The organism is Leptospira perdikensis (assembly GCF_004769575.1).
Lineage (GTDB): Bacteria > Spirochaetota > Leptospiria > Leptospirales > Leptospiraceae > Leptospira_A > Leptospira_A perdikensis.
Genome location: NZ_RQGA01000005.1, coordinates 1 through 25,201 on the forward strand (window position 1 = coordinate 1; position 25,201 = coordinate 25,201).

A 25,201-nucleotide genomic window follows, 5' to 3' on the forward strand; every position below is an offset into this window, starting at 1 on the left:
AATAATTTCGCCAATTTTCTTCCGAAATCATCTTGTAGATTTCTCGTCTATGAGTAATACTATGTAATATTACACTATTCGTAAGAGTAATTTCTTCAATATCTGAAGAATCAACCAAAAGAGTTTCGCTAGAATCTTCCAATGAATATATAGAAACAGAAATGCAAAATAGAAGAAAAATACAATTTAACTTCATTAATATAACTAAAAAATACCTTGTTCAGACTATCGGCATCTAACGGAATATATTCGTAAAAAAACTAACAGTTATTCTGTTTTTATTTTGAGATCGGAGCTTTTGTACTGAAATACGCAATATCTTGACATTTGGTATTTCGAAACGGCTTTTAATGATTCTAACGACAAGATTCTAGGATCTTAAGGTGATTTTACCGTTAAATGTTTTACAGCGGTCTCTCCTATTTTTCTGAACTTTAACAGAAGTCAATAAACTTTCTAAGGTAAGGTTTCATTCCCCGTTTTCTGGAACGAAAGAAATCGATATTAAAATTTCTTAGATTCTTCCGGAGGAGTCAATTTTCCAAATATAGTCGTATAAAACTCTAATAAACACTTTTATTTTCAAGTTTCAGCAGTTTGGCTACGGGAATTTGCTACAATCCGGTGGCAATCACTGAGATTAGAAAAGAAGTAAGAGATGTGCAAGCTAGCAAATATTAGCTTTCAAAAATAATCCCCACTAACAGTTAGAAGTACTTGCCTTGTGGTGAAGGAATGGGACGGTCTTGCCAATCGGCCCAAAGTAGTGTGTCCAAGACCTACTAGGGAATGTCGAGGGGACAAATATGCAAGTGCAATTGAGAAAAGAAGAGACAGTGGTCGGAGTTCGTGAATATGGAGCTTTAACGAGAATCCAAGCGACATTGGGTATTTTGTCTGTCTTTTGTATGCTTCTCAGCACTCCGCACACGCTGTCCTCGCAGGAAGTCATTCCCGACTTACAAACAGCAGAGTATGACCGTCATTTTATGAACCAGATGTACGGCCAGGTATACTTCCAGAACAATTTGACTTCTTGGGCGAGTCATGTAGAGAGTTATGTGGGAACAGCGCGAGCAGCTTGGGAAGCCAGCGTGGATTCCGCAATCAATGCGTATGTAGATAGCATCACAACTTCAGATAGTTTCAATACAGTGGATGCATATAAAGATTATGTTTCACGGGAAATGCAAAGCCAGAAAGCTCAAGCTCTTTTGAACTGGCAAGATGAAGCAAATCGCCACTTTTTAGAAAACCAAACTGAGTTTGTTGCTAAGTTAAATACCAATTACGTGGACAGCTCCTACTTATCACGCATTGGCCAACAGTCTTTATACAACCAATATCTCAATAACCTTGCTGTTACTCAAAACTTGCAAAACCAAGTAGCTATTTCTGCTTCCAATTGGCAAAATACGTACAACCAGAATTACCAACAAGGTCTGAATGATTTTGCAAGTTCCATTACGAATATCACCCAACAATATGAATCGATAAAGAATTCCATTGCACAAAATCATTCTGTATTTCAACAAAACCTAGATGTAATCAATCAATATAAAACAGCTGTTGTAGACTCTATCAAAGGTATGTTGGATAGTTTCCAAACTGATTTGGATACAGGGGTTACATGTAACTTAGATGGGGGATGTACATATCACGAGAAGGGTGGTGCGCTCAACACAGCAGGAGTATTGTTAAAAGATTTTCTAGATCGCATGAAACCTAAAGTAGAAAATGCAGCACTTGATCCATCTTTGTTTTTCTCAGATATCTCTAGTTCCTTTTCTTCTTTCTTGCAGTCCCAAAGAGACCTTGCCAACAGTAAGTATGAATTCCATGAATCGAATATTCTGACCTATCAAAATAGTACTGGGATCAATTACGATGCTTATAGAAACTATTCAGATGCTGACATTCAGTCTTTGATTCATACCATCTATACGCAACAGTATGGTGCTGGAACTGCCATTTTCTCCACCGACACATGGCCTTATCAATCGGGAGGTGGGATTGAATATAATAGCAGCGCGCACAGACCGTCATTCAGTACTATTGGTGATCCAAATCTTCGAGATATATACGAAGGTATCTATCTAGGTCTTAGGGTGAATGGTGGAGACTTTCAACACCTCCAAACGGCAATACAGAGTATGTTAGGCTCTAACTATGAAGTAACAAGAGTATTGGGAGCCAATATCTACTCCGATTGGAACAACGGCGCAAACCGTGATGGTTTGGCTTGGCTCTATTTAAGCAAAACGCAAGGAAACTTAAACATGGATGGAAATAGTTTTGCGTTTTGGACAGCTGTAAGAGCCATCCCACCTTACGTGGCATGGACCCATGCCTTTCAAATGGAGAATCTCCAAGCCGGACTTCTTTACGAGGTAAAAGACAAAAATCAAGAAGCTCTCGCAACTCACTGGAATGGAACAACAAACTCACTTGGAAACCAATTCAGTTTGTTTAACGATCAGATCTCTCCAGCGATCTCTAACTGGGAAGCCCAAGTAAAAAGTTATAACGATTTCTATACAGCTTGGCAAGCAGAAGCAAACCAACTAGCGGCAGATGCAGAGGCTCAATATGAGCAGTCTTTGATAAACCTAGAGAGAGAAAAAACGGCATGGCTTGCGGCTATGGAGAATGAACGTCATGAAGGGATGTCCCAGTGGACAAACCTTTACAACCAAGCAGGTCAGATGCAAAACCAATCTGACTATATTAATTTTGTGAACAATGCGAATGCTACCGTGAACGGAGTTGGTACTGGGAATATAGCAACTAATACTAGCTCCATTGTATCTAAGTTTGATAATGCCATTGATCAGTTGTCCCAAAGAAAGTTTGATGTAGAACCTCCTACAGCTGTAACCTTTGCTTCTACAAATCCAGATGAGGGTAAATTCTATGCTGGTGGAAGTCCAGGATTCTCAGGGGGATCCTCTGCTGTTCGTACGATCCAAGAGAACTTTCTTAAGGGAACTACTAACTATATAGAGAATAAAATCGGTTCTGCATTTGGTGTGGGAAGTTTTTCTCCAGTTTCCGGATCTAGTGGAGGCTATTCTATATTAGGTGCTGCTTCCGAGAGAACAGTAGACACTTCGCTTTCCATTAATGGTAAGGATGTATACAACTACTTTCAGGAAACTACCAATGGGGTATATCAATACTCGCAAGTCCTCTCTGCAAACGAAAACAATGCAAATATGCAGAGGGTTGAACAACAAAAGTTAATCAACCAGTATGCTTACGTTGTGAACTGGGATACTAGAGCAGAATCCAACCTATCTTCCACAAACAAGACATATTTGGATCAAATGAACTCATTCCAGTGTGGCAGAGGATGTACAGACTACCAATCTGGCTTCCAAAACAAATTCCAATCGGAGATTGAACAACTCAAAAGCCAGGGTTTGGAATATATGAATGGGAAGATTGTTAAGAGTTTGACCCTGGAAGAAAAGGTTCTTTCTGGACAAGCTGACTACAAAACTCTCACTGAGGACCAGAAGAAGGATTTTGGTAAGTGTTTTGCCAATCCAACTGCTGGAGTCTGTGGAACCCTTCTTGTACAGGAATTTGATTATTCCATCAATGAAGTAAGTAATGTTGCTACTCTTACTAAAAGAATTAGTGACGGGTCTATTGCTGGTCGAGACGCGACCGGATACTATTCCGGAAAGAAGGACGAAGTTCGCCACATTAGTTTATCTAACTTAGAGATGGTGAGTGCTCCGACAAACAAAGGACTTTTTGACATTTGGGACAATTCTGATTGGCAGTCTTTTGCTGACGCTAGCAGCAACGCCTTAAATAATTTCTTTGGAGATCTTAGTAAAGATGGTGCTGCTATTGGAAATGCTACTGCAAGCATCCGTAAAACCGAAGCCGCTAACGAGAAGGCTTTCCAAGAACGTAAAACTACCCAAGAGAAAAACGATTCCCTTATCCAAGAACTAGCACTTGCTTACTTCACTGGTGGTGCTGCTGGAATCCAAGCTACCATCAAGGGAAAAATCGAAGATACCATCAATACAGAACTCGCTAAAGCTTGGATCTCAGCTACTGGTGGTAGTCAAGAAGACATACAGCTTGCTTCACAACTCATTGAGTTTATGAGAGGCCGCGTCGAAATCCGTAATAAAAAAGCACAAGAGGCTATTGGTTTTGATAATCCATTGGATATTCTCAATCCAGTTAAATATTATGAACAAGTTTATAAAGCCGGTATACAAGTTGTAAAAACAACCTATACTACCTCAGTTGATGTCTTAAATCGCGTAAGCAATGGTGTTTTTGGATCCATTATGAACACTGCACTATTACCATACACGATGTATGCGCAAGGTATAATGGGTAAAGATGCCTTCAATGATAAAATGGACCAAATCAATGCCAAAGAAAATCGAATTGCAGAAATCAAGGCAAGAGAATTTGAAGTTGCGAAAGGAGGAGTAAGCCAAGCGATTGCAGGTGCTACAGGATTACCTTTGGATCTTGTGTCAAATATGGTTACCGACTACCATGGAGCCAAACAAACTGCAAAGGTTAGGGATACTATGCAAAGAGACCCTTTTGCATTTATCGGTGCAAATGTGGCAGGAGTAGTTGGAGGATTAGTGAAGACTGTTGCCGTTGCTGGCGGCGTCACTGAATCAGAATTCCAGTCAGCACTTAATACATCTCACGCTATCGTAAACTCAGGAAATTATGATCCTGCAAGTTATACCCAAGCAAGTTTAGCTTTCTCATACCAATACTTTGGGATGCAATCATCTGTCGCTCACCACCACACTGCTGTAATTGATGTTTCTAATACAAGAGCCGTTGTGGATGAACTAGGCAAACAAGCTATCGCAACACAAATTGCTACCTCTATGGGAATTGATCCTAGTATTGCAAAAGGATTCGTTGATAAAGGTTATGCAGATCACCAACAAAGAATTAATGATAGAAAAGCACAAAATGCTGCTGTAGAACAAGTCGCCGTAACGGTCGCTACAACAGCCTTAACAATGGGAGCTGGTGCTATGCTTGGCGCTATGATGAATTCCGCTAATGCTTTTATTAGCAGTGTTGGTAACTTTATCAATTCAGCTGGAGCTTTGATGGGAAGTGCCACAACTACTGGTGCTTCTTTAGTGACACAAGGCGGACAGATGTTATTTTCTGCAATCGGTAATACCATTGTTCAAGGTGCATATGGTGCAAGGAACGGTCTCGATGGAGCCCTTGCTGGAATGGCCAACGGAATCATTGGCGGAGTCACGCAGTTCATGGGTCCTATCAAAACCGGACTACTTGAAGGAATCACTCCTGGCCTTGGAGTTACCTATTCACCAGACGATGGTTGGGGTGGTATGATCGGTCTCGGAAATACTACTTTGAATGCAAGTATCGCCTTTTCTCAAAGAGGGGATACTACTGCTCAAGGGACTTACTCTCTTGGCAAAACAGGTGCACAGTTGACCGCGGATTATACAACAAATCAAGGAATGAATGTTGGCCTTGATTACAATGAAGGCAATGGACCACGTAAAAATTGGAACCTTTCATTAAACTACAACTTGGCTGGGGGTGGCGCTTCGGCAAGTCTTGGTTATACAGATCCAGGTTCTACCCTCGGACTTACCACCACCGTTGACCGTAATGGTCTTTCTACTTCTGCAGAGCTTACCGGTGTTAGCATTGCTACGAATGGACCTAACGGATTCCAGATGGACGATATTAACTTCGCCGAACAAAATATCAATGCAGCCCAAGATAGAACCCAATCAGATCAAGATAAAAAAGCGGCTTTAACTAATAATGAAAACTTAGTCCGCGATCAGTTAAAGAAAGAAGGTTATAGTGATTCTGAAATCAATAGTAAAATAGATGCTATGGGGCCTTCCGGAATTACCAAGATGGGTGAAGGTATCCAGAGAGAGCACCAGACTGTGCAAGATAGGACATTACTGCTTGGTCAAAACTTTACTGACGAACAAATCAATAACATGTCTCCAGAAGAACTAACAAATAGAGCTGAAGAAATCCGAGACAGTCAAGTTTCTCTTTTAGACAACATAGCTGATGTGGGAGCTGCTCTTGGAGGATTGGTTCTTGGCGGAGGTGCTTTGGCAATTGGCCTCTTTACTGGTGGTTCCCCGACAACATCTACAGGGGGATCTTCGATTCCAACACCAAGTGTAAGTGAAACAGGCGTCTTGGAAAGAGATCGTAAGAGAGAGGATGAAGATGGAAGTGTTCCCGATAATCAAGATGATACGGTAGTTGGAGATGGGAACAATACGAGTGACCAGGACTTAGCTAATTCCACTGTGATTGATCCGATGAATCCTAGCGAAAGAGACGTCTCTCCGGATACAGGCGTTGGTGGGTTTGAAGGGCCTGCTAATGAATTTAATAGTGAAGGGGAGACAATTCCTGGCAATCAGGATGTTGATCCATCAAGGGATGAATTTCAAAAGGATGTCGAAGCTGGGGCAGCCAATAGAGGCTTGATCTATGATCCTTTCACAAATACTTACGTTTCTGGAACCGGAAAGTCTTATACCGCAGATCAAGTTGCTGCAATGCATCGAGATGATGTTCAGAAGGGTAAGCTTTATCAAACGGCAGATGGGGTTAGAAATGTTAATGACACCTTACTACAAATTCTAAGTACATCTGGAACAGCTCCCGTCATGGATGGATCAAACGGAGGCTTCCATGCAAGTGCAGAGGAAGTAAGAGCTAATCTAATCATTGCTTCTGAAAACCCAAATGTTAATTCATTTAAAGATAAAAAATCTCTCAAATTGAATATACCTTCCGAACTCTCAGGGCAAGCTGCTTTAGATTTCTTAAATGCTAAAGCAAGACAAATGATGAAAGATGCTTATTTTGATTATGATGGTTCAATCAATTCAAGCAAACTTTTGAAAAAATTTGCTGAAGATAATGGACTTTTAGATAAGAATGCATCTCCAGAACAAAAACAGCTATATAAATCTTTAGAACAAGAACTTAAAACCGTACGAGAAGCTAATAAGGAAAATTTAAGCGCTGCACGGATTGAGTATTTCCGAGAAAATTATGCTCGAATCACAGCGGAGAAGTTAGTGTCTATGTATGGTGACAAAATAGATCTAACTAGAACAACAGCAGAGATTACCTACCTGAAAGATGGAGGCATGGTATTGAACAATGTTGTTTATGATTCACAGAGGGACAATGAGACCTTAATGAAGTTCCCAGATAATTATTCTCTCAGACCAGGTAGCCAATGCTCTCCTACAGCAGTAGCAATGGTTATGGATTATCTTGGTGCAACTAGATTGAATGACAAACCTCAATTAGTGGACGATATGATTAGTCAGGCTTTTAAAGATGGCATCTTGATAACAGGCAAGGAATTACAGAAGCCTGCAGTTATCGCTAAGGTGATTCAAAATTATGGCTTAGTAGATGTTCCAGTCGAAGGTGATAAAAAAAATGGCATCACAAAATTTGATGCCATTAAGGCCCAATTGTTAGCAGGAAATCCAGTTGTTGTCCGAGGTGATTTTGGTATTGAAATAGGTGGGTTAAATGAAGATGGCACTCCCAAAAAAGTTGAAGGACACATTTTGACAATCGTAGGCTTTGATAATAAAGGATGGATTGTACATGATCCATGGGGAAACGCAAACAAGAATCACTATGGTGGATCTGGAATGTATGCTCAATATGCTTATGAGAAATGGGATGTTGGCAAGGGTACTGCTTATACAATTATAAAGCAAACCAAAGAGTAGATCATGAGACAAAAAAAAATATACTTCTTTATAATTTTATTTATGGTAGCTCCTCTTGAAACTCGCGATAGAGAATTTGAAAATATATATTTTCGTGTAAACTTGGGGAATGATAAGCCCATGGCTGTTGCTAGCTCCTATCTTAAAGAACCAGGAAAAAGAAATGATTTGTATCATGCAAGAAATCTTGTAGATGGTTCGCTAACTTCATCTTGGTGCACAAGTAAAAAAAAAGGAATCGGTGAGACCTTATACATTCCGTTTTACAAAACCTTTAATCATTCTTTTATTAATTCCAAGAATAAAAAACACGTAATTACGATTCGCATTTCTAATGGCTACGGAGGCAATCCTGAATTGTTTCAGAAAAATAATCGCGCAAAGAAAATGTCTCTTGAAATTTATCAATTGGCATACACAGACACGGTTGACATTAATGATGAAACTTTTCCAAATTATCCAAGGATAATAATGGAAGGACCTATTCTAAATTCGAAGCATGAAATAGAATTTGAAGACAATCCTTCTTCCTGCGATATAGACATTCCGATTGAATTAAGTATGCCACAAGGGGAAATAGCAAAATTCGCATGGCCAGATTTATTCTTAAAATTCACAATATTAGAAATCTACCCGGGATCGAAATACGATGATTTGTGTATTGCTGAAATGGCAGTATATGGAGAAAGCATTCGTCTACCTCCTCCTTTACACCCTGCACGCTAATTTAGGCCAAAGAACTTTCGACAGTCAAACTATCTCGTTCTAGAAAAAGATAGAAGGGTGACGACAAAGATTAATTTCTAATCTTACAAAGCTTTGTATTTCCGATTTCGCTTTAAAAGAAATTGCATCTTTCCTGGGAGTTTTTCCTGAGACTCATAACGATTAGAATAAAAAAATAGCTAAGATATATATTCTATGTACGAAATCGATGGCTGTGAATTATATTGAGAACGGAATTTTTGATAAAGCTACTATGGACGAACTTAAAAAAATAATTAACTCCGATGAGTTCTGAAGGCACGAAAATGGAAAATCTACCGAGGGACTCTTCCGATATCAACAACTAGAAATTGCTGTAACTATTCAGAAAATTTCGAGAGAAGTAATAGAGGTCAACGGACAAAATGTCTACGAACACCGTAAGGCGGTAAAATTTCTTTTGCAGGTATAGTAAACGCTTTTTGAGGATCCCCGGTCTAATGGAAAACCGAGAAAACAAATGCAAGAGTAACGCAATTATATCTGGATTACGATAGCAACGGGAAAGGAGATCATCGAAGATTACAATTATAAAAAAATTATTAATAGTAGGTTTGATTTGTATTGTATTGTATTGTATTGTATTGTATTGGGATGTACATCCAAACCTATAGAGATGGGCTCCAGTTTTGCAATGTTTGATGGTTACTACTTTTTTGACGCACAGCTATAGTGATTGAAACATCAAGACATACCTAACAAGGATTCGATTTGGTTTGGGCGTTTGGACGTTAAAACTTCCAAATTGGAACTGATTGATGGAAATTCATGGAACGTTGTAAAAGTCTTAGAGCGCGAACCTTATAAAGGAATTGTTTTTTCTGTTAGAAATTTTGATAACTTTTATGTAGAATTGCGAGAGGCACATTCCAAGGAGGCAACTGGTCAACATGGATTGAAATTTGTTCGGGACAAAGACAATACCCAACGATCCTATACTAGTGGCTACTTTGTCCACGAACTCAAATCAATTGAGGATTGTAAAAAGTTTCTAGCGGATTAGAAAGCGGACTTAGAAAATACCTGTACAGATACAGTATTCGCCTTACACAATCCTCTAACTTAATTTAGATTATTGATCTTCTTCCGTTTTTAATTCTCGGATTCCATCAAGGAAAACTTCATAGGGCGTTCTCCCATTCCTATTTCTGCCTTGGTGTGATCTTTCAGGCTTTACTGACTTTGTTCAATACATAGAAAATGACTTTATTATAAAAATCTTTTTTCTATTTAGAGGATCTATGACACTGATTCTTTACGAACCTGTCAGGTGAATTCTATACTAGTATTGTAAAATCATCTTGTAATTTATTTTATGAATCTTATCGTCTTTATATGCCCAAAGTCTTTGAATCAAATGGATACAAATTCTTTTTCTTTTCTAATGAAGGGAACCCGAGAGAACCACTCCACATTCATGTGAGAAAAGGAGAAAAACTGGCAAAATTCTGGATTTTTCCATTAATTTTACTTCAAGAAAACTATGGTTTTAATTCTAAGGAATTAAATTGGATTGAAAATGAAATTGAAGGAAATATAATGTTAATTCAGGATAAATGGAATGATTTCTTCGGTATCTGAAGCAAAAGCACAAAAAGTCTGGTTCGATGAAGATAATCTCTGGATTTCTTTATTTGATGGAAGATCACTTTCTGTACCATTAGCATATTTCCCTACACTTCGGAAGGCAACGGCCAGCCAATTACAAAAATTTGAAGTAAGTGGCGGTGGTATCGGCTTACATTGGGAAGAGCTTGACGAAGATATAAATGTACCAGCTCTTTTATTGGGAAATAATTATTTCTCTCAACTAAACCTAAAAAAATAAACGCAAACTCTATAGTTGCGAAACATCGCATTAACTATAAAAGTCAAATCCACCAATCCACACCCCCGTCCTCTATTCAACTTAAGGCAAACTTACATTTTCGATGGAAATTTGTGTTGGGTTTGGGGAAGGTGAAGCCGAAAATTTTGTGTAATTCAATCTAGCTAATTTTCCGAAACAAACCTCTCGCATGACTTCTGTTCTCTCCTGAGCTGGTGATGTTAGGTTAGAAGAATAGTGAAAGCGATTGAACGTTCCTGATTGTGGATTGATAAAAATATCGGCAAGGGCATAGGGACCAGATCCTTCGCCAGTCGTGAAATCGGGCGAGGAAGAAAACCTTCCATTGGATATAGAAGTTTGTGTCCGCAGAAGAAGTTGGGAAGAGGATAGAAAAAGAGGATCTGATTCTGTCATTGTTAAAACGTCTTCGGAAGCATTTCCTAAATAGGAATTCCAAAGAACAGATCCACTCATGTTTAATTTAGAAAAGATAAAATGTTTTCTTGTTCCATTAGTTGCAACGATTGGTTCGGCGGGACTTCCATAAGTATAACGAGCGGATCCAATTGTATAAATCATATCATCTTTAACAAGGAAACGATTGGGATCACCATAGTCACCTTCTGCAGGGACTCCCAAGTAAGAATACCACAATATGTTTCCGTCCGTTTCATTCACTTTCATCACAAATGGAACCATGGAATCAGCATTAGGGTGAGAAGTGCCACTCACACTTTGGGAACTGGAACCGGTGATAAAAAGTCCAGAAGAATTGGTTTCGGCACCAAAAACAAAGTCATTTCCAGAACTGGAAAAGTATCGTTGGTATGCCATGTTCCCATTTTCATTGACGGCCACATGGATGAAGTCAGAGTCCGTACCTCCACCGAGAGTCGAATTACTAATTCCTGGCCCGTCTACAAAAGCAATATGGCTCCCCACATTTTCGATAAACACATGTAAGCGGTTGGTTATATCCATAGCAGAAACAACATAAGTTCCAATACTATCTGAATCAAAGTAGGTATACCAAACCCGTGTTCCATCTTCTCTGATCCTTCCCACAAAAAGGGCAGGAATATTAATTCCTGATTTTGCATTGATAGGGTTGAGTTGAGATGCCCCTGTCACAATCAAAGCAACGGAAATGTCACCATTCGAATACTTTCTTAATTTAGGTTTGTATGTAGTTTCACCAACAGCTTCCCCCAAATAGTCGACCCAAAGAATGGCACCGTTTGTTTGAGAGACTCTCATTAAGAAGGTATTGAGTGTAATGCCCGAACTTCCAACAAAATTGTTAGTTACACCCGTAGCGGAACCGGGAACCAAATACTCTTGAGTGACTCCAGAGATTAAATAATCCCCGTTAGATAAAACAAATAAATCGGATCCTGTTGTTTTGTATGTACCTGATCCATAGGTTTTTTTCCAAGATTGAAAATTGATACAAGGATCAGATAATAAATAGGCTCTGATGAGATTGGTAAGGAAAAAATCTTGAGATGTAGGATCGTTTGGGTTATTGAGATTTAATTTGCAGGAAGATGTGAAGATTAAAAAAACAAAAACAGGAAAAGAAAAAAATTTCATATATAGATAATAACAACCAGAAGGTCTGTCCTTCTTTGTGAACAGAATAAATTGACTAAATTTTTAATTCTATTGCTTTTGTATAAACTAAATCATATTCTAATTTTCTTTTTTTCCAACTCCAATCTAAATTCATAATGTTTTTCACTACGATTTCTCTTTCTTGTGACTGAAATAAATCCTTGGCACGTTCGAGAGCATATCCCAGCGAACTCGTGTCATTCGGTTCAAAAACAATTCCTGTTTTGAATTTTAAAAGATTGGATTCTTCCACTGTATCTCTCAGTCCCCCCACACGAGATACAATGGGAATACTTCCATAAGTATGGCTGTACATTTGGTTTAGGCCACAAGGTTCAAAAAGAGATGGCATCAGAAAAAAATCACTGGCTGCTTCGATTTTATGGGCGAGTGATTCATTATATCCTTTATAAAAATAGAATACTTCCGGGAGAGTTTCCGAAAGTTGAAAAAAAGCATCTTCCATTTCTGGATCACCGGAACCAAGAACCACATAACGGTGCGGTAGGTGGCGTCTTTCTGTAAAGGTTTGTAAAAAAGTAGGGAATCCTTTTTGGTAAGTAAGCCTTCCTATGAGACCAACTAAAGGTGCATCCAATGGCAAAGAAGGTCTACCCATTTCTTGAAACAGTTCTCTTTTGTTTTTTAATTTTCCTTCTTTCCAATCTAAAAAGGAATAGGTTTGGAAAATTCGTTTGTCTATTTTCGGATTCCATTCCTCTGTATCAATTCCGTTGAGAATTCCCGAGTAGTCCAATGTTCTTTGTCTCAAACAATAACTGAGTCCAAATCCATTCGGTTCCGACAAAGTTTCTTCTCTATAGCCGGGACTTACTGTGGTAATTTGGTTCGCCGATAGAATTCCGGCCTTCATATAATTGCATTTGCCGTCATGGTCGAAAGGGCTTGTGATGAGCCGAAAAGGTTCTTCTTTTAAAAATCCTGTCATCCAAAATGGATGATCCCCTTGGTACGCCAAATTGTGAATGGTAAAGACAGTGGGGATGGGCAATGCAGAATCTTTTTGTAAGGCAAGAGAGAGAGCCGTATGCCAATCATGGGCATGGAAAACATCCACTTTCAGGATTTGACTTAAAGCATAACAAGCGTAAGAAAACATAGCAAACCGAAAGTGTTCTTCCTTATGTCCATAAATGGAGTCTAATGTTTGGAAGAGGTCCGATTGGAAAAAATACAACTTCAGACCAGATTCTTCGGCTTCTAAAAACCGGGAGGCCTTGAGTACAGAAACCACAAGAGAATCGATTTTGTCATCTTGAGGAAGTAGTGCAGGGAACTCTTTGCCCGTCCAATGCGGAGACTTGCCCAACTTACCTATCAAAGGTAATGCGACATAAACTTCTTCGGTTTTGGACTGCTCTTTGGTGAGTGAGGCAAGCATATCCGCAAGGCCACCCATCTTGATGTAGGGAAAATATTCTGCGGATGCGTGGAGAATCTTCATTTTCTGTTATTGACACCGACTCGCAAAATAAGAAGCTAGAAAAACACAAAGTGAAATCGAGGAGAGATCCATGTCAGTATCTACTAATCTGCGCGGCCTTGCTGAATTAGGCCTTAAACCATCCGAAGTCTTCCATAACTTATCTTACGAAGAAATTTACCAGCACGAATTGAACAACAAAGAAGGCGTAACTTCCGATAACGGAACGATGATGGTAGATACCGGAATTTTTACGGGTCGCTCCCCTAAAGACAAATATTTTGTCGATGAACCTTCTTCCCAAAACAACATTTGGTGGGGTCCGGTCAACACAAAGGTTTCCGAAGCCATCTTCAACGAACTTTATGCAGAAGTAACCAAATTCCTAGATAACAAAAAACTTTATGTTTTTGATGGTCATGCTGGAACGAACGATGACACACGTATCTCTCTCCGTGTAGTCACTGAAAGAGCTTGGCAACACCACTTTTGCACCAACATGTTCCTCCGACCTACTAAGGAAGAATTACAAAACCTTCATCCAGAATTTACTATCATCAACGCTTCTGGTTACAAAAACACTAAATACAAAGAACACGGCCTTAACTCCGATGTATTTGTGATCTTCCACTTAGCAAAAAAAATCTGTATCATCGGTGGAACAGAATACGGTGGAGAGATGAAAAAAGGTATCTTCTCTGTCATGAACTACTACCTACCGCTCAAAAGCGTGCTCACTATGCATTGTTCTGCTAACGTTGGTAAGGATGGAGACAGCGCTCTTTTCTTTGGTCTTTCTGGAACAGGAAAAACAACTCTTTCCACAGATCCAAACCGCAAACTCATCGGTGATGATGAACATGGTTGGGACGATAAAGGAATTTTCAACATTGAAGGTGGATGTTATGCAAAAACCATCAATCTTGATCCAAAAACAGAACCAGAAATTTATGCTGCCATCCGTCGTGATGCTCTCCTCGAAAACGTAGTTTTTGATGCAGGAACAAAAAAGGTAGATTACTCTTCTGCTGCTAAAACAGAAAACACAAGAGTTTCTTATCCAATTTTCCACATCGACAACATCCAACCAGGATCCAAAGCAGGTCACCCAAACACTGTGATCTTCCTTACTTATGATGCTTACGGTGTTCTTCCTGCGGTTTCTAAACTTTCTATCGAACAAGCAATGTATCACTTCCTTTCTGGTTACACAGCGAAGGTTGCGGGAACGGAGCGTGGTGTAAAAGAACCACAAGCTACTTTCTCTGCTTGTTTCGGTCAGGCGTTTATGACACTCCACCCAACATACTATGCAAAGTTACTCGGTGAAAAAATGAAAAAACACCAAGTGAATGCTTACCTCATCAACACAGGTCTTGTTGGTGGAAAGTATGGTGTAGGAAAACGTATGAACCTTCCTGCAACTCGCCAAATCATCAATGAAATCCTAAACGGTAACATTGAAAAATCCGAGTTCGAAAAACACCCAGTATTCCAAGTTTCTTTCCCTAAATCCGTGAATGGTGTGGATGCTCATATCCTCAACCCACGTAATGCTTGGGAAAACAAAGAAGACTACGATAAAACTGCTGGTGACCTTGCAAAACAATTTGTTGAGAACTACAAGAAATACCTTACTGGTTCAAAAGAATTTGATTACAGCCAATTTGGTCCCATCGCTTAAGTTTTAAAAACTATGCCCTCTTTGAACTTTACCGACTTGCAGTAGTCAGTTGGTAGAGTGCAAAGGATGGAATGAGAAAGCCACTCTAACGGAAACGGAGAGTGGCTTTTTTTATGCCTTTATGATTTCCTTAGAGGTTGATGGTCAAAACAAACGAATGGTGCGGAATGACAGACTTAGCTAAACTTTCATCACATTGGATGAGGAGATAACTTTCCACATAACGATTGAGTTCTAGTGTAGGTTTGTATTCAGTAATCGTTGGCACCGTAAGATTTCCATTCCAATGAAACTCATTTTAATCCAATGTAAAGGATTTTCCTGCTAATAGAAACAAGGTACAAGGTTTTGCCTTAAGAATTATGGGCGCCTCGAATTGGTTAGGTGATCATTGTTTTATCCAAAACCGACCGGGCTCCTTCGGGGTGCGCTACGCTCCCGTCTCACCCATTCTGGGTGAGACCGTGGCCCTTCAGATCCCTGGCGTGTGGATTGGTTACCAGATGAAGAGGCCGACTCTCGTTTGGTTTGCTGAATTTGTAGTGACTACAAATAACTTTCCTGAAAAAGATTCAATCACCAAACTCGGAAGGGTTTCCGGTAAAGGGTAACCGGTGCCTCCAGATCCAGTTCCTTGCCCTGCGGAAATATCCTTGTATGTACAATTGGAGCCATCAAGATTACATCGAAACAAACTTGGTTTTTTGTTATTATTTAAATTTTTAGTTACGACTAGAATTTTCTCATTCAGACTATCGACTTTTATGGTTGAGTAATAACCAGAACTAGTTCCCTGTCCGGCAGAAATATCCGTATGCGTACAATTACTTCCATCAAGATTACAACGAAATAAACTTAGTTTTGAGTTAGCCGATCCATTGTTTGTACTCATCAATATCTTTTGACTGATAGGATCAATGGTCACACTTACTTGGTTCCCTGAATAGGTTCCTTGTCCTGCGGAAAGATCTGTATGTGTACAATTGTTACCATCAAGATTACATCGAAATAAACTAGGTTTCCCGTCGTTGGCTAGATTTGTAGTAACAACAAGCAATTTCCGGTTTATTAAATCGATGTTTGTGTGTACGGTCGATCCGGATTGATTTCCTTGCCCTGAAGAAATATCAGTATGTGTACAATTTGTACCATCAAGATTACACCGATATAAACTTGGTTTGTTATTGTTAGCTTGATTCGATGTTGTAACTAACAATTTTTGATTGATAGGATCAATTGCTGCACTAGGGTTCATTCCCGAATAGTTTCCCTGCCCTGCGGATATATCAGTGTATGTACAATTAGAACCATCAAGATTACATCTTAACAGTGCAATCTTTTGATAGGAATTATTACTTGAGACCACAACCAACAATTTCCCATTGATCGAGTCAATGACTGGCCTTGGTGTACCTACAATGGTTTGTCCTGTAGAAATATCAGTATGTGTACAATTGGATCCATCCAAATCGCAACGGAATAAACTCGGTTTAGAAGTGTTCATATTTCTCGACACAACCAAGAGTTTTCGATTGGCATTGTCAATAACTGCAATAGGAAAAAATCCGGAATTCAGTCCTTGTCCTGCAGAAATATCTACATGTGTTCCTGATACACTTGTGCCAGGTGGAGTTGTAGTTGTAAGTGCCCCTGCTTCCAACAATGAGACAGCACTGGAACCTGCAACACTACTCGCAACCACTCTAAAATAATATAAAATCCCACCATTTAACCCTGTGATTGTTGCATATGGGTCTGTCACCGGACCAAAACTGGATGAAGCTGTTGTTACGCCGGGACTTGTGCTATAGTACACAGTGTACGAAGTGGCTCCCGTTACCGGCCACCATTGTACAATCGCACTTGTTTCCCCAGCTTGTGCTTCCACAAAGGCAGGAGCATCGGGTGGGCCAACATGGAAACTAGCGTTTCCAGCAGTGCTTAAGTTTCCGGCCAAGTCACGAGCTAAGTATTTCACTTGGTTGGTACCATTGGAAAGTGCCACGGGTGTTGTATAAACTGTTCCATTGGCGACGACCCCACTTCCATCAAACGTTGGTTCTGTGCCATCTAATGTATAAATGATTTTATCGCATCCACTTCCACCCGTGTCAGAACAACTGAGTTGGAGTTGGGTTCCTGAGGCAAAAGGCCCAGAGCCAGTAGGAGATGCCATCGTTAACACTGGTGCTGTTGTGTCTTTTTTTGCTGTACGGGTGGTAGAACCAAAACTGCCGATTAAATTTGCCACACAGATACGAATCGTATTGTCACCTTCAAGGAAATGAGAATTGGCAATCGTTGAAGATATGCTTGTGGCTGCTGCGACATTTCCAGTGACATTGGAATTGTTTCCCGTATTGGTAAGAGCTGTTCCATTGGAGCAAGTGGATCCACCCAAACGGATTTGATAAGAACCAGCTTTGGAACTTTGCCAACTCAGAGAAACATTGGAAGTTCCATTGATTGCTTCCGTATGTGAGTTCGCAGTGATGGTAGCCACTTGTGTGTCCACAGTATAGTTTGCTGAACTTACGCCAGAAACATTTCCTGCTTTGTCACGTGCCACAAACTTTGTATAGGTGACAGATCCATCGACCATGGTTATGGCAGCAGTGTATAAAGTTCCACTAGAAACAGTTCCTGTACTTCCTTGGATGGCTGGGTTTGCAGGCGCAGAACCTGCTTGAAAAGTATAAGCTATCTGTTCACAACCTGAACCACCGGTATCCGAACAAGAAAGTGTCACGGAAGTGGCCACTCCATAATTTCCGGCCCCAGGATCGGCAGTCACAACAGGTGCCGTATCATCTCTTTGGAGAGTCACAGAGGAATATCCGGTCAATCCATTAGAAGCGGTGACACAAATGCGATATGTTTTTGTACCTTCTCCAGTAAAATTGGAATGAGAACGAACAAATCCTTGGTCTACTCCTGCTGTGGTAGATCCTGTCGCAGCAATGTTTCCCGTCTCACAAGAACTACCTTCGCGAATCGTATAGGATCCTGAGCGATCCGATCTCCAAGTCGCAGTAGAACTTCCAATGGCTCCAGCGCTGGCACTGATGGCTGCAGAAGATTGGCTGACAAGCGTAAGCGCTGGAATTTTAGTATCGATCGTATAAACAATGCTAATCGGTGTAGAAAGATTTCCTGCTAAGTCGCGACAAATTGCTTGGAGGGTATGAGTCCCTTCTGTGGAAAGAGAAACTGCTTTGGAAGATTTTGCAATGATGGTTCCGACCTTTGGAGAAAATGAAGGAGTCACTCCATCCAATGTGTAAACGATGGAACTGGCAGCCCTATTGTCCGTGCATGTCAAAGTTGTTGTTTGCGTGGTGGAAAAAGTTCCGGTTAACAAAGAACTGGTGATTGTTGGTGCTATTGTATCACTCAAAAAAGTAACAATCGCTGTGTCATTGGGCGTTCTATCTCCATCCGTATCAAAACCGAGTGGATTTCCATTTGTATCCAAAATGATCACCACAGGATTTCCAGTCCCACCAGGGCCTGTGGTGAGAAAACCTGGAGGGTTCGGGCTAATATAATAATCAGGTAAACCGTTTCCATTGGAATCTACGGCATCAGGAATCCCATCACCATTCGTATCGAGTAAAAGAAGGTTAGGTGTTGTGCCGCCTGTGAGATTGATTCCATCAGAAACACCATCTCCATCAACATCCACCAAGGTTCCATCTGGTTTCCCATCACCTGACAGATCTATAGCGGTGCCTGGTGTTAGGTTTTGTGCAGAGGAAGAGGGTGAGCCACCTAGTAAGCCAATCAATAAAGAAAATATATTGGAGTCTGTCTGAGAGTTTACACCTGGAATTGGAAAACAATAACTTGTGAATATTGAAAAGAAAAGAACCAGATAAATTTTGTTTCGCATAAAGAGATTCGCTTTGCCTAAAATTTCAAATAAGATTTTAAAATGAAACTGCGCATTCGTTTGCTCTGAGCAACTAAAATTACGAAGATGAAAAGAAATCTCCCAAAATACCGCTAAGAACGTTCTGAAATCATTGAAAAAACGTTTTTAGCGGTTTGGGGCTAATGGAGCTTAGGTTTTTAGTCGGTATCTTGAAAGAATAAAATTCTCTCAGTATGGAAACACAAACAGGTACTATTGATGAAGGAGTTGAATTCCTTAGTCTTTATCAATGTGTATTCGAAATTCCAAAATAGATGGAGTTATGTGTGTCGGTTAATCTTTCAAAACGGTTCGCATCATAAATCAAAAGATGATTGATCGAACCCGCATAAGAATCATTGGTTTGTTCAAAGTTTATGGATCGGATTTTGGATGATTTCTACTAAAATCAACATAAAGTTTTAAATTTCCATAAAATTGATAAGATAACGAGATCCTCGCCTGAAATCCTAAAATTTCAGTGATATTGTTTGGATTGGTTACCAGATGAAGAGGGAAGGTTTGAAAGTGTTGGCTTCGTTCACTGTCACTACCAGTAGTCTTCCATTCAATGGATTCATAGCAATGCTTGGCTCGATACCGGAACCAGTTCCTTGTCCCGCCGAGATATCTGTGTGGGTACAGCTAGTTCCATCTAAGTTACATCGGAATAAACTTGGTTTCTTATCATTGGCATTGTTTCGGGTCACTACTAATAATTTACCATTCATCCGATCAATCACTGCTTTAGGCTCCATACCTGAATCAGTTCCTTGTCCAACAGAGATATCTGTGTGGGAACAGCTAGTTCCATCGAGATTACATCGGAATAAACTGAGTTTACCATTGTTGGCCGCATTGTATGTGGCAACCAGTACCTTTCCGTTGATACTATCGATATTGGCCTTAGCATTTGATCCTGAATCAGTTCCTTGTCCCGCCGAGATATCGGAATGGGAACAGCTAGTTCCATCTAAGTTACAACGAAATAAACTGGGTTTGCCACTGTTGGCCGCATTGTATGTGGCAACCAATAACTTTCCATTTACAGCGTCGATTACAGCATTCGGCCTAGCTCCAGAATTCGTTCCTTGTCCTGCCGAGATATCGGAATGAGAACAGCTAGTTCCATCTAAGTTACAACGAAATAAGCTGAGTTTACCATTGTTGGCCACATTATATGTCAAAACCAATAACTTTCTATTGATAGCATCGATTATGGCATTTGGCCTACCTGCGGAATTCGTTCCTTGTCCAACAGAGATATCTGTGTGGGAACAGCTAGTTCCATCGAGGTTACATCGGGATAAACTGAGTTTACCGTTGTTGCTATTATTTTGGGTAACCACTAGAAGTTTCTCGTTGAAGTTATCGACGACTGGGCTCGGATCCATACCTGAGTTAGTTCCTTGTCCCGCCGAGATATCGGTGTGGGTACAACTAGTTCCATCAAGATTACAACGAAACAAACTGGCCTTAGCATTGTTTGTAAAGTTTGTAGTCACCACCAATAACTTTCCGTTTAGGGTATCGATGACAGTATTAGAATAACGACTTGAAGTACTTCCTTGTCCTGCAGAAATATCTACATGGGTTCCTGTGACACTTGTTCCAGGTGCTGTCGTTGTTGTATAGGCCCCTGCTTCTAATAACGATACTGCACTATTTCCTCCGCTACTACTTGCGCGCACTCTAAAGTAATACAAAGTATTGCCTGTAAGCCCGGTAATAGTTGCATTGGGAGATGTCACAGGCCCAAAACTTGACGATGCCGTAGTCACACCCGGACTTGTGCTATAGTACACTGTGTACGATGTGGCTCCCGTTACTGGCCACCATTGTACAAGAGCACTCGTTCCTCCAGCTTGCGCCTCCACTATGGCGGGAGCATCTGGTGGGCCTACATAGAAACTAGCGTTTCCAGAAGTGCTTAAGTTTCCGGCCAAGTCACGAGCTAAGTATTTCACTTGGTTGCTACCATTGGAAAGTGCCACGGGTGTTGTATAAACTGATCCATTGGTGATAGCCCCACTTCCGTCAAACGTCGGTTCTGTGCCATTTAGTGTGTAAATGATTTTATCACATCCACTGCCACCCGTGTCGGAACAACTGAGTTGGAGTTGGGTTCCCGAGACAAAAGGTCCAGAACCAGAAGGAGAGGCCATGGTTAGGACGGGAGCCGCGGTATCTTTTTTTGTTGTACGTGTGGTCGAACCGAAGCTGCCGATTAAATTTGCCACACAGATACGAATGGTATTATCTCCTTCCACAAACAGAGAGTTGGCGATGGCTGAAGTGATGTCTGTTGTTGCAGAAACATTTCCCGAAACATTCGCATTGGAGCCAGTATTTGTGAGAGCCGTTCCGTTCGAACAGTTAGACCCACCCAAACGAATTTGGTAGGAACCAGCCTTAGAACTTTGCCAACTGAGGGAAACATTCGACGACCCATTGATCGCAGCTGTATATGAATTCACAGTGATGGTGGCTACTTGCGTGTCCACTGTATAGTTTGCTGAACTGACACCAGAAACATTTCCCGCTTTGTCACGGGCCACAAACTTTGTATAGGTGACAGCACCATCGGCCATGGTTATGGCAGATGTATACAAAGTACCGCTACTGACGGTTCCTGTTGTCCCTTGGATGGCGGGGTTTGTAGGAGCCGATCCCACTTGGAAAGCGTAGGCGATTCCATCACAGCCACTTCCTCCGGTATCGGTACAAGAAAGAGAAACGGAAGTGGCCACTCCATAATATCCTGCCCCAGGATCAGCAGTCACAACGGGTGCCGTATCATCTCTTTGGAGACTGACAGAAACAAATCCAGTGAGTCCATTGGAAGCTGTCACACAAATGCGGTAAGTCTTTGTACCTTCTCCAGTAAAATTGGAATGAGAACGAACAAATCCTTGGTCTACGTTTGCTGTAGCTGTACCGGTCGTGGCAATGGTTCCCGTATCACAAGAACTTCCCTCGCGAACCGTAAACGAACCAGAACGATCCGATTTCCAGGTTGCCGTAGAGCTGCTAATGGCTCCAGCACTGGCACTGATCGCCCCTGAAGACTGGCCCACAATGGTAAGCGCTGGAATTTTGGTGTCGATCGTATAAACAATGCTAATCGGTGCAGAAACGTTTCCTGCTAGGTCACGACAAATTGCCTGGAGGGTATGAGTTCCTTCTGTAGAAAGAGAAACAGCTTGGGAAGATTTTGCAATGATGGTTCCCGTTTTTGGTAGAAATGAAGGAATCGCCCCATCTAATGTATAAACGATGGAACCGGCAGCCTTATTGTCCGCACAAGTGAGAGTTGTTGTTTGAGTGGTGGAAAAAGTTCCGGTTAACAAAGAACTGGTGATGGTTGGGGGAGTCGTGTCATTTAAAATGGTGACAATGGTTGTATCATTCGGTGTTCCATCTCCGTCTGTATCGAAACCGAGTGGGTTTCCATTTGTATCCACGATGATGACCACAGGATTTCCTGTTCCCCCAGGAGCTGTGGTGAGAAAACCAGGAGGGTTTGGACTAATGTAATAGTCAGGTAATCCATCCCCATTTGTGTCTACGGCGTCCGGAATTCCATCCCCATTCGTATCGAGTAAGAGAAGGTTAGGTGTTGTGCCGCCTGTGAGATTGATTCCATCGGAAACACCATCACCATCAGAATCAATCAGGGTTCCATCTGGTTTTCCGTCACCTGACAGATCTATAGCGGTGCCTGGTGTTAGGTTTTGAGCAGAGGAAGGAGAACCACCTAGCAAACCAAACAATAAAACAAATATATTGGAGTCTGTTTGGGGATTGGTTCCGGGAATTAGAGCACAATGACTCATAAGAATAAAAAAGAATAGTAGAGAGTATATTTTGTTTCGCATAAAAAGATTCGCTTTGTCTAAAATTTCAAATTAAGATTTGAAAATGAAACTCTGCATTCGCCCGTTCCGAGCAACTAAAATTGCGAAGATGAAAAGAAATCTCCAAAAATACCGCTAAGAACGTTCTGAAATCATTGAAAAAACGTTTTTAACGTTTTGGGAGTAGGTCAGTAGCGGAACGAAGTTATTTGGCGTCTCGAATTGGTTAGGAAAGTAATATGAATATCAATCTTTCAATTTCTTTCCTGTTAGGTTTGTTTCGTCTTCTGTAAAGAATTTAGTTCAAAACGATTTAAACAAAGTAGATCTTTTTGAGAATAATAAGTGAGATTTTTAATCGCAAAACTCCCATTTCATTCACAAGGGCTCTCTCTGCCGGAGCCCCTATGAAATCCAAAAACGGATGGAGTTGTTTTGTATGTTTCCTATTTTTTAAACGGCATTTCCCCTAAATAATCTTTTTTTCCAATCTCCACTCCGTTATGCCGGAGAATCGCATAGGCAGTTGTTATGTGGAAATAAAAATTGGGAATTGCATGGTTTGTAAGGTATTCAAATCCGGTTAGATATTTTCCTTCCCATCTCGGTTGTGATACCTTGATTTCGGAAACAAATTTAAAATCTTCTTCTTTATAAGTATCCAAGTATTGGATTACGGAAGCGATTCTCAGTTTTAGTTCTTCTAAATTAGTTTCTGAGTCATCGTGAACTGGTGCTTCTTTTCCAGAAATACGAGCAACACAAAGTTTAGCAGTGTCACAAGCAATTTGGATTTGTTTTGTTAAATGGAATTGGTCGGGATAAAGGCGTGCATTGAGCAAATTCTCAAAGGCAAATTTTTTGGTAGCAGAATGGGTTTCTGCTTTTTCTAAAATTTTAGTTAAATTCCCAAGTCCCTTTTTAAACGATTGGACGGAGATTTCATATACGATAGATTCATTCATTGTTCTACTCAAATATGAGGAGAGCACTTACGCAATCTATTAAATCTGGAAAACAACAGAATGTAGGTGATAGAATGGAATTCGCATTCCTATGCCGATAGTTTATAATCAATCGGTGGCTACTGAAAACAAAGTTTTGAGCCACCCACCATTGGTTCTTTTTAGATTGCAATTCCTCCTGAGAGGACAAGTTCTAAAAATCCAAAATTTTGCGAAGCACGGTTGGAGCCACCACTTGTGAGAACATCGGTGAGGTCAATATAACCACCTTTCCCACCAAACTCTATAAAGTAAGTTCTTGAAAATTCATAACGAGTGGCAACGTATCCTGAAACACCGTAACCCGAAAGATGGAAGTTGTTGTTCTGTCCTTTACCTAACACGCGTACGTCGCTACGACATACCACAGGTCCTCCTCCGATCGTCGATACTAAACTTATACCACTCAGTCCATCGGATGAAGTATAAAGAGGGGTGATCCATCCAAAATCTAAAAAAAGATAATTCAATCCATCCGTATGTTCATACTTCAAAATATCAGGAGTTAAGGTGATGGTTTGGTCTCCACCATGATAACCGGCCATCTGTTGGACGTGGTCAGGAAAGAGGTAAATAAACATTGCCGATTCTAAAGACAAAGCCATTTGGTTTTTAGCAATCACACCTGGGTCAATGTAACCAGAATACTTTACTGGTTGGCCCGGGGTGACAACATATTTCATATGATCTTGGCCAAATGCCAAAAAGAATCGATCCGTAAAGAAATAACTGAACTTAATATTGTATTGAGGAATTTCAAATTTCGATGGATTCAAATATACATCTGCTTTAAAAGACTCGGGTTTGTCTTTTGCATCAACCCCTTTGAGAGTGTATTCGTATCCAGGTCCGCGAAAATTAATATCACTTTGTGTATAGTAACTTCTATTGTATCCCCATTGGATATTCCAGTTTCCTTTTTTATCGTTAATGGTGAGGGGAGTGGCGTTTTCATTGGCCCAAACGGACGAACTAAAGCAGGAACAAATTAACAAAAAGTAAAGTTTATGTTTTAAAGAAACAATCCTTTGTTTGTTTCTAGACCGATCGAAATAGAACATAAACCATATTTTAAATTTCTATGAAAATCGAATAGGCGAATGTATGTTTGGTTCCGAAAAAGAAGAATTTTTTATAGTAGGGATAAATACTATATTTGTTTTCTTCGATTTCGGTTTGTATCCACTCTTTCGGTGCGAATTTTTTAGTAACTCCCTCCACTTCCTCCACCCCCAGAGGAACCACCACCAAAACTTACACCATCCCCGCATTCAAAGCAGACAATTTTCAAAAAGGGCATAT

12 protein-coding genes and 1 pseudogene are annotated in these 25,201 nt (G+C 40.5%); 6 read left to right on the plus strand and 7 right to left on the minus strand.

Translation table 11 applies throughout. From position 1 onward, the window contains the following. Nucleotides 1-908: 908 nt before the first annotated feature. From EHQ49_RS18850 to EHQ49_RS07060, 5 genes and pseudogenes are all read left to right on the plus strand, one after another. A pseudogene (locus EHQ49_RS18850) lies at nucleotides 909-2,831 on the plus strand (TIGR04388 family protein); the annotation flags it as partial. Between the two features lie 4,353 nt (nucleotides 2,832-7,184). Beyond that, nucleotides 7,185-7,787, plus strand: coding sequence for a C39 family peptidase (locus tag EHQ49_RS18855; protein WP_425269833.1), 603 nt, complete (start codon nucleotides 7,185-7,187; stop codon nucleotides 7,785-7,787). Nucleotides 7,788-7,790: 3 nt separating this feature from the next. Then, entirely contained in the window at nucleotides 7,791-8,513 is a 723-nt protein-coding gene (locus tag EHQ49_RS07050; protein WP_135577802.1) for an NADase-type glycan-binding domain-containing protein, read from the plus strand. Between the two features lie 1,374 nt (nucleotides 8,514-9,887). After that, a complete protein-coding gene (locus EHQ49_RS07055; protein ID WP_135577804.1) occupies nucleotides 9,888-10,133 on the plus strand; it encodes a DUF4160 domain-containing protein in 246 nt (81 codons plus the stop codon). Further along, nucleotides 10,114-10,380 carry a DUF2442 domain-containing protein gene (locus EHQ49_RS07060; protein WP_135577806.1) on the plus strand — a complete coding sequence of 89 codons (267 nt, stop codon included), beginning with the start codon at nucleotides 10,114-10,116 and terminating at the stop codon, nucleotides 10,378-10,380. The genes EHQ49_RS07055 and EHQ49_RS07060 overlap by 20 nt, the downstream gene beginning before the upstream one ends. Nucleotides 10,381-10,461: 81 nt before the next feature. Here EHQ49_RS07060 and EHQ49_RS07065 read toward each other — a convergent pair whose 3' ends face one another. Both EHQ49_RS07065 and EHQ49_RS07070 read right to left on the minus strand, forming a co-directional pair. Further along, nucleotides 10,462-11,976: a hypothetical protein gene (locus EHQ49_RS07065; RefSeq protein WP_135577808.1), complete on the minus strand. Its 1,515-nt coding sequence runs from the start codon at nucleotides 11,974-11,976 to the stop codon at nucleotides 10,462-10,464. 55 nt (nucleotides 11,977-12,031) lie between these two features. After that, entirely contained in the window at nucleotides 12,032-13,462 is a 1,431-nt protein-coding gene (locus EHQ49_RS07070; protein ID WP_135577810.1) for a glycogen/starch synthase, read from the minus strand. A 70-nt stretch (nucleotides 13,463-13,532) separates the two neighbouring features. On the opposite strand from EHQ49_RS07070, the gene pckA reads away from it, so the two are divergent. Beyond that, nucleotides 13,533-15,125, plus strand: a complete 1,593-nt coding sequence (gene pckA / locus EHQ49_RS07075) for a phosphoenolpyruvate carboxykinase (ATP) (protein WP_135577812.1) — start codon at nucleotides 13,533-13,535, stop codon at nucleotides 15,123-15,125. Nucleotides 15,126-15,255: 130 nt separating this feature from the next. On the opposite strand, the gene EHQ49_RS07080 is transcribed toward pckA, so the two are convergent. The 5 genes from EHQ49_RS07080 to EHQ49_RS07105 form a co-directional block, all read right to left on the minus strand. Beyond that, nucleotides 15,256-15,393, minus strand: coding sequence for a hypothetical protein (locus EHQ49_RS07080; RefSeq protein WP_244241392.1), 138 nt, complete (start codon nucleotides 15,391-15,393; stop codon nucleotides 15,256-15,258). A gap of 228 nt (nucleotides 15,394-15,621) precedes the next feature. Beyond that, nucleotides 15,622-19,017, minus strand: coding sequence for a chitobiase/beta-hexosaminidase C-terminal domain-containing protein (locus tag EHQ49_RS07085; RefSeq protein WP_135577814.1), 3,396 nt, complete (start codon nucleotides 19,015-19,017; stop codon nucleotides 15,622-15,624). A 521-nt stretch (nucleotides 19,018-19,538) separates the two neighbouring features. Next, nucleotides 19,539-22,916, minus strand: a complete 3,378-nt coding sequence (locus tag EHQ49_RS07095) for a chitobiase/beta-hexosaminidase C-terminal domain-containing protein (RefSeq protein WP_135577816.1) — start codon at nucleotides 22,914-22,916, stop codon at nucleotides 19,539-19,541. Between the two features lie 425 nt (nucleotides 22,917-23,341). Then, entirely contained in the window at nucleotides 23,342-23,848 is a 507-nt protein-coding gene (locus EHQ49_RS07100) for a DUF1993 domain-containing protein (RefSeq protein ID WP_425269834.1), read from the minus strand. 173 nt (nucleotides 23,849-24,021) lie between these two features. Beyond that, nucleotides 24,022-24,960 (minus strand): hypothetical protein, encoded by a 939-nt coding sequence (locus EHQ49_RS07105; protein WP_135577821.1) that lies wholly within the window; start codon nucleotides 24,958-24,960, stop codon nucleotides 24,022-24,024. Nucleotides 24,961-25,201: the final 241 nt, after the last annotated feature.

Coding starts and splice junctions, on each gene's coding strand:
- EHQ49_RS18855 (WP_425269833.1), top strand. CDS start 7,185: ATGGTATTGAACAATGTTGTTTATGATTCACAGAGGGACAATGAGACC.
- EHQ49_RS07050 (WP_135577802.1), top strand. CDS start 7,791: ATGAGACAAAAAAAAATATACTTCTTTATAATTTTATTTATGGTAGCT.
- EHQ49_RS07055 (WP_135577804.1), top strand. CDS start 9,888: ATGCCCAAAGTCTTTGAATCAAATGGATACAAATTCTTTTTCTTTTCT.
- EHQ49_RS07060 (WP_135577806.1), top strand. CDS start 10,114: ATGATTTCTTCGGTATCTGAAGCAAAAGCACAAAAAGTCTGGTTCGAT.
- EHQ49_RS07065 (WP_135577808.1), bottom strand. CDS start 11,976: ATGAAATTTTTTTCTTTTCCTGTTTTTGTTTTTTTAATCTTCACATCT.
- EHQ49_RS07070 (WP_135577810.1), bottom strand. CDS start 13,462: ATGAAGATTCTCCACGCATCCGCAGAATATTTTCCCTACATCAAGATG.
- pckA (WP_135577812.1), top strand. CDS start 13,533: ATGTCAGTATCTACTAATCTGCGCGGCCTTGCTGAATTAGGCCTTAAA.
- EHQ49_RS07085 (WP_135577814.1), bottom strand. CDS start 19,017: ATGCGAAACAAAATTTATCTGGTTCTTTTCTTTTCAATATTCACAAGT.
- EHQ49_RS07095 (WP_135577816.1), bottom strand. CDS start 22,916: ATGCGAAACAAAATATACTCTCTACTATTCTTTTTTATTCTTATGAGT.
- EHQ49_RS07105 (WP_135577821.1), bottom strand. CDS start 24,960: ATGTTCTATTTCGATCGGTCTAGAAACAAACAAAGGATTGTTTCTTTA.